Here is a 17,996-nt window from a genome sequence, read left to right as displayed (position 1 = left end):
GGGCGCCCCGGCAATACACCGGGAGCCAGCTCTTCCGCCATCGGCGACGCCCACCCGCTCAGTCCGCACGGCGGCTCAGCTCCTCCCACCGCGCCCACTCCGCAGCCCGGGCCTGATCCAACTGACGCACCTGGTCGAAGGCGAGCCCGCCGAGGAGGACGCGCTTGGGCGGGTGCTCCATCGCTGCCACCTCGCGTATCACCGGGGCGGCCTTCTCCGGCGCGGCATCCACCGCGCCGCCCCACATCTCGGCCAGCTCGGCGCGCAGCGGGGCGTACTCCTCCCGCTCCTCGGTGGCGGTCAGGCCGAGCGTGAACAAGTCGGTCGCATAGCCGCCGGGCTGAAGGATCGTCACCTTCACCCCGAAAGGCTCCAGCTCCATCGCCAGGCCCTCGCTCATCGCGTCGAGCGCCGCCTTTCCCGCGGAGTAGAGGCCGACGGAGGCGAAGCCGCCGGCCGATCCCATGGACGACATCTGGAGCAGGTGGCCCGAACCCCGGGCGCGCAGGTGCGGCAGCACGGCCTGGCTGACCCAGAGGGCGCCGAAGAAGTTGGTGTCGAAGTGGGCGCGCGCCTGCTCCTCGGTGACCTCCTCGGTCATGCCGAACAGGACGCCGCCCGCGTTGTTGACCACGACGTCGAGCCGGCCGAACTCGCCCACGGCGCGCTCCACCCCGGCGAACACGGCCGCCCGGTCGGACACGTCGAGCGGGAAGGCGAAGAGCGCCCCCTCGTACTCGGCGCAGAGCGCGGCGAGGGGCGTGACGTCACGCGCGGTGGCGACGACGCGGTCGCCTTCGGCGAGCACCGCGGCGGTCAGCGCGCGGCCCAGGCCCCGGGAGGCGCCGGTGATGAACCAGACGCGGGGGCTGGTGGCGGCGTGGGCGGCGGGGTGGGCGTGGCTGGTGGCGCTGGCGATGGTGTGCACGGCACTCCTGGTGCAGAGAAGGGGCATTCCCGAATCCACGAGACGGACCGTCGCGTCTCGCTGTCGAGACCGACCTTAGGCCCCTCGGATCGCCCCGTCAAGACGGACCGTCGCGTCTCGTTGATGCGGTACGCTGAGGCCGTGCCGAACGAGAAGAAGCCCGACCCCGCGCGCCGCAGCGAAGCCTCCCGCCGCGCGATCCTCGCCGCCACCCGCGACCTCGTCAGCGAGACGGGATACGGCAAGCTGACGATCGAGGCCATCGCGGCCCGCGCCGGCGTCGGCAAGCAGACGATCTACCGCTGGTGGCCCTCCAAGGGCGCCGTGGTCTTCGACGCGTTCCTCGCTCTGAGCGAGTCCGGCCAGGGGGAGGACGAGGCGGGTGAGGGTGTCTCGCTGCCCGACACCGGCGATCTCGAAGCGGACCTCAAGGCCGTGCTGCGGGCGACGGTCGCGGAGTTCGCCGACCCGGCCTTCGACGCCCCGGTGCGCGCGCTGAACACCGAGATCATCCACGATCCGGCGCTGGCCAGCGCCTACCGCGAGAAGATAGCGGGCCCGGTGGACGAGGCGAAGAAGGAGCGGCTGCGCGCGGGGCAGCGCGCCGGGCAGCTCGACCCGGACGCCGACCTCGATCTGGTCCTCGAAGTGCTCTACGGCCCGCTGTACCAGCGCTGGCTGCTGGGCACGGGCCCGCTGACGGCGGAGTACGCGGACAGCCTGACCGAGGCGGCGCTGCGGGCTTTCGGCCCGCGATGACGGCCGGTCAGGCCTTCTCGGCGTCCTCCGGGTACCAGCGCAGTTCGACGGTGTTCCCGTCAGGGTCGAGGACGTAGAGGGACTGCGCCGTGCCGCGCGCGCCGAAGCGGCTGCCCGGACCGTCCACCACCGTGAAGACCCCCGAGTCCACGACCTCCTGCCAGTCCAGCGGTTCGACGACCAGGCAGAGGTGGTCCACGTTGGTCGCGCCCCGGGGCTGCTCCAGCAGGTCGATGATGGTGGTGGGGCTGACCCGTACGGAGGGGAACGGCACCTTCCCCGCCCGCCACTCCTCGGCCCGCACCGGCTCCAGCCCGAGCGGTCCGCAGTAGAAGGCGAGGGAGCGCTCGGCGTCCTCGACGTTGAGCACGAGGTGGTCGAAGGCGATGACCCGCATGATGGCTTCCTTCTTTCTGTCGCTGTCGCTGTCGCTGTCGCTGTCTCCGCCGCTGGCTCTGTCACAGTCACCGCTGCCGCGCGCCCGTCAGCCGCTGAGCACGACCGGTGCCGTCCCCACCACGGGCGCCGTCCCCCGCTCCCCGTTGCGGTACTCCTGCGGGCTGACCCCGCGCACCCGCTTGAACGCCGTGCTGAGCGCGAACGCGCTGCTGTAGCCGACCTCCCGCGCCACCCGCGCCACCGTCGCCTCCGGCTCGCGCAGCAGGTCCGCTGCCAGCCCCAGCCGCCACCCCGCCAGGTACGTCATCGGCGGCTCGCCCACCAGTTCGGCGAAGCGGCGGGCCAGCGCCGCCCGGGAGACCCCGACCTTCCCCGCCAGCGCCGCCACCGTCCACGGGTACGCCGGGCTGCCGTGCAGCAGCCGCAGCGCCGGACCGACCACGGGGTCGGACTGCGCCTGGTACCAGGCGGGGGCCCCGGAGTCGGGGGCCGCCAGCCAGCTGCGCAGGATGGTGACGAGCAGCAGGTCCAGCAGCCGGTCCAGCACGAGTTCCTGGCCCGGCTCGTCCCGCCCGATCTCCTCCGCGAGCAGCCGTACGAGTGCACTGTCGCCGGAGCCCGCCGGGCGGATCAGCAGCGGCGGGAGGGCGCCGAGCAGCCTGCGGCCGATCTCGCGGTCCGCCTGGTAGGTCCCGCTCAGCAGCACGGCCGAGCCCTCGGTGTCGTGGCCCCAGGTGCGCACACCCAGCGCCATGGCGTCGGTGACGTCCTCCCCCGTGCCCGTGCTGCACCGCTGGTCGGCGTCGATGACCACCTGGACCGGGGTGTCCGGGTGGTCCGCGAGGGTGTACGCGTCGGGCCCGCGCAGCAGGGCGACGTCCCCGGGGCGCAGCCGCACCGGGCTGCCGCCGTCCGGCAGCACCCACGCCTCGCCGCGCACCATCGTCGCCAGCGAGAGCGGCGCCCTGTCCTCGATCCGCAGCGCCCACGGCGGATCGAGCAGGGAGCGGAGCAGGAAGGCGCCACTCGCCTTGGGCCCGTCCAGCATTCCGGTGAAGCTGTCCATGCCCCGGAGCGTAGCCGCCTCCCCGCCGCCGTGCCGGTGCGCCCGTGGCGGCCCGGCCACGAACCTCCCGTGGCCGGGGTCGTCCACGTACGCCCAGCGCGCGAACGGGTCCGGCGCGGTGTGCGGCGTCAGGGGCCGCAGGTCCACCGGCCGCCCGCGCCGCGCGGACGGCATCTCAGGCGTCCCACGCACCGCTGGCCGCCGCGTCGCGGGCGTACTGGGCGAAGTCCTTCGGCGCCCGGCCGAGCGCGCGCTGCACGCCGTCGGTCAGGTGTGCGTTGCGGCCGTCCAGGATGAGCCGGAAGAGGTCGGCGAAGTCCTCCGGCAGCCCCTGCCGCTTCAGCTCGGTCCGGAACTCCTCGACCGTGACCGGCACGTAGCGCACCTCGCGGCCGGTCGCGGCCGACAGGATCTCGGCCACGTCCCGGAAGCCGAGCAGCCGGGGCCCGGCGAGTTCGTAGATCTGCCCGTCGTGGCCCTCGCCGGTCAGCGCGGCCACGGCGACGTCCGCGAGGTCGTCGGCGTCGACGAACGCCTCGACCGCGTCCCCGGTCGGCAGCGCCAGCTCACCGGCGAGCACGGGCTCCAGGAAGAAGCTCTCGCTGAAGTTCTGGGCGAACCAACTGGCTCGCAGGATGGTCCAGTCCGCGCCGGAGCCGCGCAGCGCGTCCTCGCTCGCGCGCGCCCCCTCCTCACCCCGGCCGGAGAGCAGCACCAGCCGCCGCGCGCCCCTGCCGACGGCGAACTCGGAGAAGGCGCCCACCGCTTCGGCGGCGCCGGGGAAGCCGAGGTCCGGGTAGTAGGTGACGTAGACCGCGCCGACGCCCTCCAGTGCGGCCTCCCAGGTGCCCGGGTCCTCCCAGACGAAGGGCGTGGCGGTGGAGCGCGAGCCGATCCGCACGGGGCGGCCCAGCGCGGTCAGCCGCTCCGCGACGCGGCGGCCGGTCTTGCCGGTGCCGCCGATGACCAGCGTGGTGCCGTGCTCGGCGGCGCCCCCCGCCGGGCGGGAGCGATCGGTGCGGACGGGCTCGGCGGTACGGGTGGACTCGGCGGTACGGACGGGCTGCTCGGTGTGCTGCGTGATGTCGCTGTTCGTCGTCATGCGTCCAGTACAGCCGCGCCGCGCGGACCGGAACATAGCCGCAGGACTCACCCGCATACGCGTGCGTCCAGGGGGTACGCGTGGCGGCGGCCGGACGGCCGGGCTTCGCCGGCCCGCCCACGAGCACTCGACTCGCCGCACCGCAATACACCCGCAAGGGGGTGAAAAAGGACCATGGTGGTCCGGTGCGCAGTGCACGTGACCATCGAGGCGAGGAGTTGTCGCGGTGACGACGACCGGCAGCACAGCGGCGGAGCTGACGGCGGAGCGCCCGGACCCGGTCCGGACGAGCCGGGGAAGGAAGGTGATCGGATGGCTGACGACCACGGACCACAAGGCCATCGGCTCTCTCTACCTGGTGACGACCTTCGCCTTCTTCGTGCTGGGCGGGGTCCTGGCGCTGCTCATGCGTGCCGAACTCGCCCGGCCGGGCATCCAGCTCCTGTCGCACGAGCAGTTCAACCAGGCGTTCACCATGCACGGCACGATCATGCTGCTGATGTTCGCCACGCCCCTCTTCTCCGGCTTCGCCAACTGGATCATGCCGCTCCAGATCGGCGCGCCGGACGTGGCCTTCCCCCGGCTGAACATGCTCTCCTACTGGCTCTACCTCTTCGGCTCCCTCATCGCCGTCGGCGCCTTCCTCACCCCGGACGGGGCCGCCGGGTTCGGCTGGTTCGCCTACGCGCCGCTGAACAGCGAGGTGTTCACCCCGGGGCTCGGCGCGGACCTGTGGATCATGGGCCTGGCCTTCTCCGGCTTCGGCACCATCCTCAGCTCGGTCAACTTCATGACCACCATCATCTGCATGCGCGCGCCCGGCATGACGATGTTCCGGATGCCGATCTTCACCTGGAACGTACTGCTGACCGGCGTGCTGGTCATCATGGCGTTCCCGGTGCTGGCCGCCGCGCTGCTCGCGCTGGAGGCCGACCGCAAGTTCGGGGCGAACGTCTTCGAGGCGGCCAACGGGGGCGCGCTGCTCTGGCAGCACCTGTTCTGGTTCTTCGGGCATCCCGAGGTGTACATCATCGCGCTGCCGTTCTTCGGCATCATCTCCGAGATCATCCCGGTCTTCAGCCGCAAGCCGATGTTCGGCTACCTCAGCCTGATCGGCGCCACGATCGCCATCGCCGGGCTGTCCGTGACCGTATGGGCCCATCACATGTTCGCCACCGGAAGCGTGCTGCTGCCGTTCTTCTCGCTGCTGTCCTTCCTGATCGCGGTGCCGACCGGGGTGAAGTTCTTCAACTGGATCGGCACGATGTGGAACGGCTCGCTCTCCTTCGAGACCCCGATGCTCTGGTCGATCGGATTCCTGGTCACCTTCCTCTTCGGCGGTCTGACCGGCGTCATCCTGGCCTCGCCGCCGATGGACTTCCACGTCTCCGACACGTACTTCGTGGTCGCGCACTTCCACTACGTCGTCTTCGGCACCGTCGTCTTCGCGATGTTCGCCGGATTCCACTTCTGGTGGCCCAAGTTCACCGGCAAGATGCTCGACGAACGCCTGGGGAAGATCACCTTCTGGACGCTCTTCACCGGCTTCCACGGCACCTTCCTCGTCCAGCACTGGCTGGGTGTGGAAGGGATGCCGCGCCGGTACGCGGACTACCTGGCAGCCGACGGGTTCACCTTCCTGAACACCGTCTCCACGGTCAGCTCGTTCCTGCTCGGCCTCTCTCTGCTGCCGTTCTTCTACAACGTGTGGAAAACCGCCCGGTACGGCAAGAAGGTCGAGGTGGACGACCCGTGGGGCTACGGCAGGTCACTCGAATGGGCGACCTCGTGTCCGCCGCCCCGGCACAACTTCCTGGTCCTGCCACGCGTGCGCTCCGAGTCGCCCGCGCTGGACCTGCACCGCCCGGATATCGAGGTGAACCCGGGCCCGGGGCCCAAGGGTCCCGCCGCGCCGCTGTCCGGGGTGACGGCCGCCGCGCTGGGCACCGGACCGCCGGGCGCGCCGGGTGAACAGGACGGGGAGACGCGGGAGGGCTAGACAGGGAGCGGATCAAGGACCACCCACGCAAGGAGCACCCGCGCAAGGAGCACCCGCGCGAAGAACACGGAACCAAGGACACCGGAGCAGGGAACGCCAGACCGAGGAACCGCCGACAGGAGGCTCACCATGACCGACTCATCCCCCAGCGCCGCGACCGGCGGAGGCCGCCCGATCGTCGTGGGTACGGACGGCTCGCCGCACGCCGAGCAGGCCGTACTCTTCGCGCTCCGCGAGGCCCAGCTGCGCGGGGTCACCGTACGGGCCGTCTGCGCCTACTTCTACACGCCGGACCGCTACGCGGCGTACGGCTGGATGACCGTCCCGGACCCGGACGGCAGCCTGTACACGCAGCTGCGCCAGCAGGCGCTGGAGGAGGTGACCAACTCGGTGCGGCAGCTGAAGGAGCGGCTGGGCGGACCGGCCGTGGAGGTGGAGGTCACGGCGGAGCCGGGGCGCCCGGCGGAGGTGCTGCTGGAGGTCAGCCAGGGCGCCGCACTGCTGGTCGTCGGCTCCCGCGGCTCCGGCATGTGGGGCAGGCTGACGCTCGGCTCCACCAGTACGGAGGTGGTGCACCACGCGCACCTGCCCGTCGTGGTCGTCCCGGCCGACAGCGAGGGTGCCGCGGGCTGAGCGCGGCGCGGCCCCGCACGGGCCGACCGGCCCGGGCGCGGTCTCGTCAGGCGCGGTCGATGTGGACGCTGGTGGACTTCACCCGCGCGGTCGCGCGCATGCCGACCTCCAGCCCCAGTTCCTCGACGGCCTCCCGGGTCAGCAGCGAGACCAGTCGGTGCGGGCCGGCCTGGATCTCCACCTGGGCCGCCACGTCGCCCAGCTTGACGGCGGTGACGATGCCGGGGAAGGCGTTGCGTGCCGAGGTGTAGGACGGCTCGTCCTCGTCCTCGCCCTGGCCCAGTTCGACGGAGAAGGCCGCCAGGTCCCGGCCGTCGATCACGCGCCGCCCGGCGTCGTCGCGATGGGTGGCGACCCGGCCCGCGTCCGCCCAGCGCCGCGCGGTGTCGGGGCTGACGCCCAGCAGGCGCGCCGCCTGGCCGATCGTGTAGGTCTGCATACGGGGCAGCGTAAGGGCTGTCCCGTAACTCCCGGTGGCTGAGGGAGCGGCGGCATGCGGCTTCGTGTCCAAGGCGGAGGAGGGAGCCAGCCTGGTGGGCTGGTGACCGACGACAACGCGGGAGACGGAGTCGCATGCCGCCGCGAGCCCGCCGGGAGAGGGAGTCGCCGCCCGCCGCCAGCCCGCCGCGAACCACGGGGCAGCCCTGAGCGGCCCCTCCCCCGGCCCGCGGCGGGCGGCGGCCCGTCAGGCGGGCACCACGTGGAAGAAGTGCGTGGGCAGCTGCACCGCGACCGACTCGTACACCTGCGCGCACACCGCCGTGCCCGGCCGGTCGAAGGTGCCCTCCGGCGGCTCCGCCACCTTGATCACCGATCGGCCCGCGTCGAGCAGCCGCGCCGCCATGGCGAAGTCCCCCACCAGCGCGCAGCCGGGCGCCACATGGCGGTGGCGGCACAGCTGCACGTCCTCGCGGGCGAGGTCACCCAGCAGGCTTCCGGCGCCCACCAGTTCGCCGTAGTAGTCCCGGGGGTTGACCATCAGAGCACGGCCGGTGCCGCCCGTCTGCTCTATCTCGTCGAAGGCGGCGAGCACCCCGGCGGTGTAGGTGCCGGTGTAGGGCAGCCGTGCCACGTCGGGGTGCCGGAGCACGTCGAGGGTGAGCGCGCGGTTCTCGGCGGTGCCCAGCCGCACCATGAGCCTGCGGTCGATGAAGGAGGCCAGGCCCTCGGGTTCGGCTTCCAGGCCGTCGGGGATCTGCGCCCAGGCGGTGACCGGCTCGATGCCGTACTCGGCCAGCGAGAAGCGGAAGTCCTCCTCCCGCAGCCGCCCCTCGCGCCGCTCGCCGGCCGCCGGGTCCTCCGGCCTGGTCTCGTGCCAGGAGCGCACCGGGCCGGTGTCGGCCCGCTGGGTGCGGAAGAGGTTGCGGGCCGTCATCCGGGGGCGCTGCTTGCCGGGCTTGAAGGCGTCGCTGAGGGTGAAGTCGAAGTGCACCTCGGCCTTCTGCGGGTCGGCGAGGTAGGCGCGGGCGAACTCCTCGCCAGGGGTGGCCGGTGTCGTGCTCGTCATTCAGGTCTCCTGAGTCGTCCGGGTCCGGTGTTCAGCGGGCATGCGCGAGGAGCTGCTCGTAGAAGGGGAGGTGGTGCTCGTAGAAGCCGCGCAGCCGCGCGTCGTTCTCGACGGTCACCTCGTACTCCCGCGCCGGGGCGCGGAAGGCGGAGCTGGCGCTCGCGTCCCGGTGCCAGCGCTCGTTCTGGCGCCACTCGGCGCGTTCGCCCGGCTGCCAGGTCAGTGCCTCGGGCAGATAGGGCAGGCCGACGCGCTCGCAGTAGTCGGCGACGACGGCGGGCGGGTCGGCCAGCAGCCGTTCGGCCGAGATGACCACGGGGCGGTTTCCCGTCACCCTCCAGGCCAGCTCGAAGAGCGCGTGCTGGTGCTCGTAGCCGATCTCGTGGCAGGCCAGTTCGGGTTTGACGGCGTGGTGGGAGGCGATCGTGCGGGCCGGTTCGCGGACGATGAAGGTGTGCGTGAAGGAGGCGATCCGCTCCGGGTGGTCGAAGAGGTGCTGGTAGTGGTATTCGAGGGTGTCCTTGAAGAACACCGGTCTTTGGGAGCCCAGTTCGGCCAGCTGGGCGAAGAGCGCGGCGGGGGTGCGTACGGTGACGGTGCCCTCGGCTCCACCGGTGCCCTCGGCCCCACCGGTGTCCGCCGCCGCGGCACCGTCCGCCGCCGGTACGGCCACCTCGCCGTGGTCGGTGAGCAGCACCAGCGGCTCGTGCACCACCGTCACGTCCCCCCGCTCGATCATCATCCGCAGGAAGGCCGTGGAGACCGCACGCGGGTGCGCCCACAGCGCGATGACGCTCACATCGACCACGCCGTGGGCCGCCGGTCCCAGCGGTGGGCGCGCAGTGCGTCCAGCAGCGCGGGGTCGAGCGCGGGCGCGGCCCCGGAGACCGCCAGGTTGGCGCGTACGTGCTCGGGCCTGCGCATGCCGGGGATGACGGTGCTCACGGCGGGGTGGTGCAGGATGAAGCGCAGCGTCAGCTCCGGCAGGGTCATCCCCTCGGGCAGCAGCTCGGTGAGCCGCTCGGCGCGGTCCACCGTGGGGCCGAGGTTCTCCGGGCCGAAGTAGACGGCCCGCCAGTCGTCCTCGGGGAAGACGGTGTCGCGGGTGAGTGTGCCGGTGAGGCCGCCCTCGTCGAAGGGGACCCGGGCGATGATGCCGATGCCGTCGCGCTGCGCGCGCGCGAACAGCTCGTCCTCCGGCGCCTGGTCGAAGATGTTGTAGATGACCTGGATGACGTCGATCAGGCCGGTGTCCAGGGCCCGCAGGCAGTTCACCGGCTCCCAGCGGTTCACGCTGATGCCGAAGCCGTCGACCACGCCCTCCGCCTTGAGGTCGGCGACCGCCCGCTGCCAGCGCTCGTCGCCGCTCCAGCGGTCCTCCCAGACGTGGAACTGGAGCAGGTCGATCCGGTCGGTGCCCAGGTTCTCCAGGCTGCGGTGGACGTACTCGCGGATGTGCGCGGCCGGGTAGACGTCGTCGAGGGTGTCCTCCGGTCCCGGCGGCCACTCCCGGTTCAGCGGCGGGATCTTGGTGGCCACCCGCAGGCGGTCCTCGCCGGTGCGGCCGGTGTGCCGCCGGAGCAGCGCGCCCAGCAGCTGTTCGCTGACGCCCCGGCCGTAGATCCAGGCGGTGTCGAAGAACGTGCAGCCGTTCTCGACCGCCAGGTCCAGGCAGTCCGGCGCCACGTCGTAGTCCCAGCCGGTGAAGCCGCCGGGGCCGCCGCCGATTCCCCACATGCCGTAGCCGATCTCGCTGACCTGCCAGCCCAGCCGGCCCAAGGTGCGGTAGTGCACAGTCGTCCTCTCTCGGAACTGTTGCTCAGCTCACGGCCGTCAGGCGGTGAGGGTCGTGCGGTAGGCGTCGAGGGCCGCCGCCAGCGGCCGTTCGCGGAGGCCGTGCCGCGCGTCCAGGGCGGTGCACGCCTCCTTGGCGAAGAGTCCGGGGTTGTCCGCCAGCAGCCGGCGGAAGTCCGGTACGCCGCCGGGCCCGGTGGCCGGGAGGGCGGTGAGCAGGCCGTGCAGCACGGCGACGGCGGGCTCGCCGTCCCCGCCCACCTCTCCCTCCGCCGCCGCCGAGAGCGCGGCCATGAACTCGGCGGGCGGCACCGTACGCAGGACGCCCCCGTGTTCCGGGCCCGCCAGGTCGAGCGCGGCGAAGTCCACGCTGCCGTCGCGGAACACGTGGTAGACGGCGCCGCCGGGCGGCTCGGCGAGGCCCGCGACCAGGCGGGCCGCGGCCTCGTCCACCGGGGTGTAGTCGGAGCGCATCGGCACGTCCGGCCGGACGCCGAGGCGGAGCGAGGCGGAGAGCAGCAGGTGGGTGAGGGCCCGCGGGTTGGGCACGCCGTTGTCGGCGGCGGGCATGACCTCGCCCAGGCGGTAGAGCGTCACCGGCGCGCCGAGCCGCCGGGCGGCGGACAGCAGCCGTTCGGCCACCCACTTGGAGCGGCTGTAGCCGCTGCTGGGAGCGGTGGCGGCGGCCGGGTCGAAGTCCTCCCCGAGGCGGCCTGGCGTGTGCACGGCGTGCTGGTCGAGCACGCCCAGGGTGGAGACGTGGTGCAGCGGCTTGGGCCGCCCGGTCAGGGCGAAGCGGAGCACCTCGGCGGTGCCGGTGACGTTGGCGGGGCGGTGTGCCCGGTAGTCCAGCAGGAAGTTGACCAGGGCCCCGACGTGCAGCACGGCGTCGCAGCGGGCCGCGTACGCCTGCCAGGTCCCGGGCGGCCAGCCGAACCGGGGCGCGCCCAGGTCGCCGGAGCGTGCCTCCAGGCGTGCGGCGAGCGACTCCTTCCACAGCCCCTGTGCGCGCAGCGTCCGTACGATCCGGTCCCGGGCGTGCGCGTCGTCGCGGGCCCGCACCACGCACACGGCACGTGCGGTGGTGGCCGACAGCAGCCGGTGCACGGCCCGGGCGCCGACGAAGCCGGTGGCGCCGGTGACCAGGACGGTACGCGGGGGCAGCGCGGCCGGGGTGCCCGTGAACCGGCCCGCCTGGGCGCACAGTTCGGCGAGGTCGGCGGGGAGGGCGGAGTCGTGTTCCATGAGCGGGGCCGCCGCGGACGCCTCCGCGCCGCCCGCGTCCTCCAAGGCCGCCGCAAGCGCGTCGGGGGTGCGGTGCGCGTAGAGGTCGGCCAGGCCCACCGCCCGTACCGCCGTCTGCCTGATCCGCAGCAGGGCGGCCAGGGCGGTCAGCGAGTCGCCGCCGCGCAGCAGGAAGTCGTCGCCGGTGCCGAAGGCGGGGAGGTCGAGGACGGAGCGCATCACCTCGGCGATGCGCTCCGCGAGCGTGCCGGTGAGGTGGGCGGACGACGGGGCGGGGCGCGCCTCCGAGGCCAACTTCCCCTCCACCAGCAGCCGCAGCGCCCGCAGGTCGACCTTGCCGTTGTCGGTGAGCGGCAGGCTCTCCAGGACGAAGCAGTGCTGCGGCACCTGGATGCGCGGCAGGGTGGACACCAGGTGGGCGCGCAGGTCCGCCGGGGTGGTGTCCTCCTCGGCCGCCGCAGCGACCACCAGCCGGTTGCGGCCGTGGCGGCGCAGCGTGAGCGCCTTGGCCTGGACGACGCCGCGGCAGCCCTCGGCGGTGGTCTCGATCTCGGCCAGCTCGATCCGTACGCCGTCCACCTTGGCCTGCCGGTCGCGGCGGCCGGTGAAGCGCAGCAGCCCGGCCTCGTCGAACCAGCCGAGGTCGCCGGTGCGGTAGAGGGTGTCGCCGGGTATCCGCGGGAAGGGGTTGGGCACGAACACCTCGGCGGTGCGCGCCGGGTCGCCCAGGTATCCGGCGCCCACGCAGGCGCCGCCGACGAGGATCTCGCCGGTGGTGCCGGGCGGCACCGGGCGCAGCGCGTCGTCGGTGATCAGCGCGTAGCAGTTGTCGATGGGGCGGCCCAGGGGGATGCGGTCCCCCTCGCCGCCGTCGATCCGGTGGAAGACCATGCCGATGGAGGTCTCGGACGGGCCGTAGCCGTTGGTGATCTCCAGGCCGGGGACGAGGGCGCGCAGCCGGTGCACGGCGTGCGGGATGATCTCCTCGCCGCCGACGACCAGTTGGCGCAGCGAGGCCACCTTGCCTGCGGCCTCGGGTTCGGCCTCCAACAGGGTCAGCAGCATGCCGAGGATGGCGGGGACGAAGTCGGTGACGGTGACCTGGTAGCGGTGGATCGCCTCGACGGTCCGCTCCAGGTCGAGGAAGTCGCCCTGTTCGGGGATGACGGTGCGGCCCCCGGTCGTCAGCGGCCACAGCAGCTGCCAGATCGCCGAGTCGAAGGTGTGGCGGCTGTTCTGGAGGACCACCTCGTCGCCGGTCGCGCCGAAGTGGCGGGACATGAAGCGGAAGCGGTTGGTCAGTCCGCCGTGCAGGTTGACCGCGCACTTGGGCGTGCCCGTGGTGCCGGAGGTGAACACCCCGTAGACCGGCTGGTCGGGGCCCGGCGACGCGGGGTGGGGGGAGGTGCCCCCTGCGCCGGGGCGCACGGTGCTGGGCGTGATCCGGTCGGCGCAGACGACGTACGCGGGGCGGACGGTGCAGACCAGCGGCCCCGAGGTGAGTACGAGCGGCGCGTCCAGTTCCGCCAGCACCGACCGCAGCCGCTCCTCCGGCCAGGCGGGGTCGCAGAGCGCGAAGGCGGCGCCCGCCTTCATCAACGCCACCATGCACAGGGGCAGTTCGAGGCTGTTGCCGGTCACCACGGGCACCACGGTGCCGGCGCCGACACCGGTCGCCAGCAGGTCGGCGGCGAGGCCGTTGGCGAGCGCGTCGAACTCCGCGTACGTCCAGGTGGTCTCCGCCGTGCCTCGGAAGGTCAGCGCGGGGCGGTCCGGGGTCCGGTCGGTCTGTTCCTCGATGAGCCTGTGCACGGGGCGGTACGGGCCGTGGTCCACGCGGCTGCCGGCGGTCTGCCAGATGGTTTCCGACATGTCTCCGAACTCTCTGCGGGTGACAGGGGGACGGCGCGAGGTGGTGGGTTCACCGCTCCTCGCGGAGGGGAGCGCGGCCACGGAGCGGGGTGAGCTGCGGGACCAGCGGGGCGAGCGCGGACGGGAGCGTGCCGCCGGTGGCGAGCGCGGCGAGCAGCGCACCGGCGGCGGGGGCGGTCTGGATGCCGTAGCCGCCGAGCCCCGCCATCCAGCAGAAGCCGGGGACGTGCGGGCAGGGGCCGAGGACGGGGGTGTCGTCGGGCGTCGAGGTGCGCAGTCCGGCCCAGGCGTGGCCGATGTGCCGGATGCCCAGGGGGGCCACCGCCTCGAACCGGTCGACGGCGGCGGCCACGTCCAGGTCGCGGGGGCGGACGTCGCCGGGCGGCGCGGGCTCGTCGTCCACCGGGGAGAGCAGCAGGCCGCCGGACTCCGGCTTGGCGTAGAAGGTGTCCGCCACGTCGGAGACCATCGGCCACCCCCGCACGTCGTGTCCGGCGGGCAGCCGGGCGAGCGCGGCGGTGCGGCGGCGCGGCACGAGGCCCACCGGGGGGACGCCGGCGAGCCCGGCCACCTCGTCGGCCCAGGCGCCGGCCGCGTTGACCACTACGGGCGCGGTGAACTCGCCCGCGTCCGTGGCCGCCCGCCAGCTCCCGGCCCGCCGGATCAGCGCACGTACCCGGGCGCCGGTCACCACGCTCCCGGACGCGGCGCGCAGGCCGCGCAGGAAGCCCTGGTGCGCGGCGTCCACGTCGATGTCGCAGGCGCCCGGCTTGTACAGGGCGCGGCCGAAGGCGTCGGGTCGCAGCGCCGGGCACAGCTCCAGCGCCCGCCGCCGGCCGATCTCGGCGGCGGGCTGCGGTGCGGTGGCGCCGGACGCGAGCGCGGCCTCGAACTCCGCGCCGGTGCCCGGGGTCTCCAGCGCGAGCACCCCGCGCGGGGTGAGCAGCGGGGCGGCGGCGAAACCGGCGGGCGGGCGCGCGTAGAAGGCGCGCGCGGCCACGGTCAGCGCACGTACGGCAGTGTTGCCGAAGTACTCGGAGAAGAGCGCGGCGGAGCGTCCGGTGGCGTGCGTGCCCGGCGCGCGTTCGGCCTCCAGGAGGACGACGCGGCCGTGCGGGGCGAGGAAGTACCCGGCGGCGGCGCCCGCGATGCCGCCGCCGATGACCAGGAAGTCGGCGGCGGCTCCGGTCGGGGTCCCGTCGGCGGCCCCGGCGCGGGCCCCCGGCGCGGCGGCGGTGCCCGCGCCCGGCGCGGCGTTCACCGCTGCCCGGCCGGGGTCGAGGGCGGGGCGGGAGGCGAAGTCGGGGGCGTGGTCGGAGGCGTGGTCGGGGTCGGCACCTCGGCCGGGGCTGCGCGGTCGCCGTCGCCATCGCGGTCGCCCCGTACGTCCCGTTCCATGGTGAGCAGGGCGACGAGCAGCGACAGCAGGGCGAATCCGGCGGCCACCAGGAAGCCCCGGCCGATGCCGTCGGCCAGGGCCTCCTCGGCCAAGGTGGTGTCCGCCGCCGCGCCGACCGTCGACCACACGACGGTGCCCAGAACCGCCAGCCCGGTGGCGCCGCCGATCTGCCGGGCCATGGTGAGCAGGCCGGAGGCGGCGCCGGAGTCCTCGTCGGCCACGTCCGCCAGGGCTGCCAGGGTCAGCGGTACGCCGGTCACGCTGAGCCCCGCGTACGTCAGCACGGTCGGCACCAGCATCCCGGTGGCGTACCCCTCGGCCTCCCCGATCCGGGAGAGCCACAGCATCCCGGCGAAGGCGGTCAGCAGGCCGCAGCACACCAGGTTGCGGGCGCCGATGAGGGCGACCAGGCGGGAGCTGGCCTTCGCGCCGGCCACGAGCAGGCAGGTCAGCGGGATGTAGACGAGCGCGGTGTCCAACGGGCTGTAGTCCCAGACCTGTTGGAGGAAGAGGGTGAGGAAGAAGAAGATGCCGAACATCGCGGTGTTGGTGAGCGCGAGCATCGCGTACGTGCCGAACCGCGTCCGGTCGGCGAACAGCCGCAGCGGCACCAGCGGTTGCCTGCCGCGCTTCTCGACCAGTACGAAGACCGGCAGCAGCACGACCGCGGCGCCGAGCGCGGCCAGCACCGTCACGTCACCCCAGTGGCCGCCCTCGGCGCCGCCGCTGATCAGGCCGTGCACCAGCAGCAGCGCGGCGAGTGTGCCGGTGAGCGCCCCCGCCACGTCGAACGCGCCGCGCCGGCGCGGCGTCTCGCCCAGCACCCGCCAGGACAGGGCGAGGACCGCGATCCCGATCGGCACGTTCACGAACATCACCCAGCGCCAGGACAGATACGCGGTGATCACGCCCCCGGCCAGCAGGCCCACCCCGCCGCCCGCCGTGGCCACGGCCGTGTACCAGGCCACCGCCCGGTTGCGCTCCGGGCCCTGCGGGAAGGTCACCGCGATCAGCGCCAGCGCGGCGGGCGAGGCCGCGGCGGCGCCGACGCCCTGCGCCGTACGGCAGACGATCAGCAGCCACGGCTCGTCGGCGAACCCGCCGAGCAGCGAGGCCGCGGTGAACACCGCCACGCCCGCCGTGAACATCCGCCGGCGGCCCAGGATGTCGCCGACCCGCCCGCCGAGCATCAGCAGCCCGCCGAAGGCGACGGAGTACGAGGCGACGATCCACTCCAGGTCGGAGCCGTGCAGCCGCAGCGAGCCCTGGATCTCCGGCAGTGCGACGTTGACGATGGTGGCGTCCAGCAGGAACATCAGCTGGGCCGTGGAGATGACGGCGAGCGCGACCGCCCGCCGCCGGGCTCCGTCCGCGGTCATCGGTGGGTGGCGTATTCGATCTCGAGACGCCGGCGCAGCGGATGGCGGAGGAGCTTGCCCAGCGAGTTCTTGGGCAGCTCCCAGACGAACTGCACCCGGTCCGGCCAGAGCACCTCGGCCATCCTCTCCTGGGCCAGATGGTCCCGCAGCTCCTCCAGGGTGGGCGGTTCGCCCTCGGCGACCACCACGGCGCAGACCAGTTCCGCGCCGGGCACGCGCGGGTCCGGGTAGCCGACGAGTGCCACCTCGCGCACGCCCCGGTGCCGGATCAGCACGGACTCGACCTCCAGGGTGGAGACCTTCTGTCCGGTGGCCCGGGTGATCTGGTCCAGGGACCGCCCGACGATACGGATGCCGCCGCGGCCGTCGTCGCGGGCCAGATCGCCGGTGTCGAACCAGCCGTCCTCGTCCACGGACGCCTCGTACACCTCGCGCTGGCCGAGGTAGCCGAGGCACTGGGAGGCGCCGCGCACCAGCAGCCGCCCGCCGCCGGCGTCCGCGTCCACGTCCGAGTCGGCGTCAACGTCCGCCTCCGCGTCCGCCTCCGGCGCGACCCGCAGCTCCATCGACGGCTCCGCGCGCCCGTCGCTGTGCCCCGCCCACCCCTCCGGGTCCTCGTCGCGGGTGACGGTGACCGCGCCGTTCTCCGTCATCCCCCACAGCGCCCGCACCGGGATGTCGAAGACCTCCCGCATGCGGGCGATCAACTGCGGCTGGATCGGCGCCGATCCGGAGACGATCTGCACCACGCTGGAGGTGTCCCGGGGCTCCTTGCCCTGCGCGTCCAGCATGTCCAGCAGGTAGGCGGGCGAGGCGTACGCCCAGGTGACGCGGTGCCGCGCGATGAGGTCGAGCAGCAGCTCCATGTCGCGGTTGGCGTCCTGCACGACGCAGGTCGCGCCCAGCAGCAGCGGCATGAAGCAGGCGTACGACAGCCCCGCCATGTGGGTGGCGAAGTTGGGGATGGAGATGACGTCGCCGCCGGTGAGCCGGTGCGGGACGGAGACCGCGAGGACCGCCGCGTGCAGGGTGTTCTGGCTGTGCACCACGCCCTTCATCCGCCCGGTGGTACCGGAGGTGTAGAGCAGCAGCGCCGGATCGTCGGGACCCAGCCGGTCCGTCTCGGGGACGCTGCGGCGCTCCTCCCAGGGCGTGCGGACGAAGAACTCGTCGAAGCCGAGCGCACCCGTCGCCTCGGCGTCGCCGCACACCACCCGGTGCGCGAGGGATGGCGGGGCAGCCTCCTGGAGGCGGGCGCCGTAGTCGATGTCCTGGAAGCGGTCGACGGTGACGCAGACCCGCGCCTCGCTCTCCCGCAGCACATGGCTCAGCTCGCGCACGTCCAGGGCGGGGATGACCGGGGTGGCCACGGCGCCCAGCCGGTAGCAGGCCAGGTAGAGCGCCGTCAGCTCCCAGCGGTTCGGCAGGTAGAGCGCGACGACGTCACCCCGACCCACTCCGAGTTCACTCAGTGCAGCTGCGAATCGCTCGACGTACAACTGGAGGTCGGCGTAACTCAGTTCGCGGACCCGGGAACGGCCCTCGTACGCGATCACCGCGGGGTGGCCGGGGCGGTCGCGGACGGCGTCGGACAGGTCGTCCAGAAAGGTGGTTTCGCGCCACCAGCCGGCCGCCCGATAGGCGGCGGCCCGGGAGGGCTCCGGCAAGACCAGCGTGTCCCACTTACCCACTGCGGCACCTCTCGAACGCGAGCGAACTCGACCTGGGCAACGCCCAACGAGCGGCGAGCCTAGGGGATGCCGGGAGGCTCGTGGAACCCCTTTGCACGGACGCTGTTTCGTCCCGCACAAGTCCCAACTCAACGCTGTGCCATACCACTTGACAACGACTTGGACGCAGGTCAGGCTCACCCGGACGGCACCTGAACGCGACTTCCGGGCAGCGCGGCGCGGA

15 protein-coding genes are annotated in these 17,996 nt (G+C 73.3%); 3 read left to right on the top strand and 12 right to left on the bottom strand.

The features are described 5' to 3' along the window. Positions 1-58: 58 nt before the first annotated feature. Entirely contained in the window at positions 59-928 is an 870-nt protein-coding gene (locus H299_RS0111035) for an SDR family NAD(P)-dependent oxidoreductase (RefSeq protein WP_486587227.1), read from the bottom strand. Between the two features lie 141 nt (positions 929-1,069). Between H299_RS0111035 and H299_RS0111030 the strand changes: the two genes are divergently transcribed. Then, a complete protein-coding gene (locus tag H299_RS0111030) occupies positions 1,070-1,687 on the top strand; it encodes a TetR/AcrR family transcriptional regulator C-terminal ligand-binding domain-containing protein (protein WP_027748456.1) in 618 nt (205 codons plus the stop codon). Between the two features lie 7 nt (positions 1,688-1,694). On the opposite strand, the gene H299_RS0111025 is transcribed toward H299_RS0111030, so the two are convergent. The 3 genes from H299_RS0111025 to H299_RS0111015 all read right to left on the bottom strand — a co-directional run bounded on the left by H299_RS0111025 (position 1,695) and on the right by H299_RS0111015 (position 4,254). Beyond that, positions 1,695-2,084, bottom strand: a complete 390-nt coding sequence (locus tag H299_RS0111025; protein ID WP_027748455.1) for a VOC family protein — start codon at positions 2,082-2,084, stop codon at positions 1,695-1,697. An 87-nt stretch (positions 2,085-2,171) separates the two neighbouring features. Further along, positions 2,172-3,152, bottom strand: coding sequence for an AraC family transcriptional regulator (locus tag H299_RS33470; protein WP_037758655.1), 981 nt, complete (start codon positions 3,150-3,152; stop codon positions 2,172-2,174). 175 nt (positions 3,153-3,327) lie between these two features. Beyond that, entirely contained in the window at positions 3,328-4,254 is a 927-nt protein-coding gene (locus H299_RS0111015; RefSeq protein ID WP_078512629.1) for an NAD(P)H-binding protein, read from the bottom strand. 256 nt (positions 4,255-4,510) lie between these two features. Here H299_RS0111015 and ctaD point away from each other — a divergent pair, with 256 nt between their 5' ends. Together ctaD and H299_RS0111000 are read left to right on the top strand one after the other, a co-directional pair. Beyond that, entirely contained in the window at positions 4,511-6,253 is a 1,743-nt protein-coding gene (ctaD, locus tag H299_RS33465; protein ID WP_486587239.1) for an aa3-type cytochrome oxidase subunit I, read from the top strand. A 129-nt stretch (positions 6,254-6,382) separates the two neighbouring features. After that, the gene (locus H299_RS0111000; protein WP_051262323.1) at positions 6,383-6,886 is read left to right on the top strand and encodes a universal stress protein; all 504 of its coding nucleotides are present in this window, start codon (positions 6,383-6,385) and stop codon (positions 6,884-6,886) included. A 46-nt stretch (positions 6,887-6,932) separates the two neighbouring features. Here H299_RS0111000 and H299_RS0110995 read toward each other — a convergent pair whose 3' ends face one another. From H299_RS0110995 to H299_RS0110960, 8 genes are all read right to left on the bottom strand, one after another. Beyond that, positions 6,933-7,325, bottom strand: coding sequence for a helix-turn-helix transcriptional regulator (locus H299_RS0110995; protein WP_027748452.1), 393 nt, complete (start codon positions 7,323-7,325; stop codon positions 6,933-6,935). A gap of 246 nt (positions 7,326-7,571) precedes the next feature. Further along, positions 7,572-8,393 (bottom strand): family 3 encapsulin nanocompartment shell protein, encoded by an 822-nt coding sequence (locus tag H299_RS0110990; RefSeq protein WP_027748451.1) that lies wholly within the window; start codon positions 8,391-8,393, stop codon positions 7,572-7,574. Between the two features lie 31 nt (positions 8,394-8,424). Continuing rightward, on the bottom strand, positions 8,425-9,192 hold the full coding sequence (locus H299_RS0110985; protein WP_078512627.1) for a sulfotransferase-like domain-containing protein: 768 nt from the start codon (positions 9,190-9,192) through the stop codon (positions 8,425-8,427). Continuing rightward, entirely contained in the window at positions 9,189-10,187 is a 999-nt protein-coding gene (locus H299_RS0110980) for an aldo/keto reductase (protein ID WP_027748449.1), read from the bottom strand. Before H299_RS0110980 ends, H299_RS0110985 begins: the two co-directional genes overlap by 4 nt. Before the next feature lie 39 nt (positions 10,188-10,226). Beyond that, positions 10,227-13,304 carry an amino acid adenylation domain-containing protein gene (locus H299_RS33460; protein ID WP_051262322.1) on the bottom strand — a complete coding sequence of 1,026 codons (3,078 nt, stop codon included), beginning with the start codon at positions 13,302-13,304 and terminating at the stop codon, positions 10,227-10,229. A 49-nt stretch (positions 13,305-13,353) separates the two neighbouring features. After that, positions 13,354-14,565, bottom strand: coding sequence for an NAD(P)/FAD-dependent oxidoreductase (locus H299_RS33455; protein ID WP_078512626.1), 1,212 nt, complete (start codon positions 14,563-14,565; stop codon positions 13,354-13,356). Continuing rightward, complete coding sequence (locus tag H299_RS33450) at positions 14,562-16,082, bottom strand: MFS transporter (protein WP_051262321.1); 1,521 nt, start codon at positions 16,080-16,082, stop codon at positions 14,562-14,564. Before H299_RS33450 ends, H299_RS33455 begins: the two co-directional genes overlap by 4 nt. Continuing rightward, positions 16,079-17,773, bottom strand: coding sequence for an AMP-binding protein (locus H299_RS0110960; protein ID WP_051262320.1), 1,695 nt, complete (start codon positions 17,771-17,773; stop codon positions 16,079-16,081). Before H299_RS0110960 ends, H299_RS33450 begins: the two co-directional genes overlap by 4 nt. Positions 17,774-17,996 lie beyond the last annotated feature (223 nt).

Source organism: Streptomyces sp. CNH287, assembly GCF_000424825.1.
Note: the sequence above shows the minus strand (reverse complement) of the source record. Positions and strands in the feature narration are given on the sequence as shown.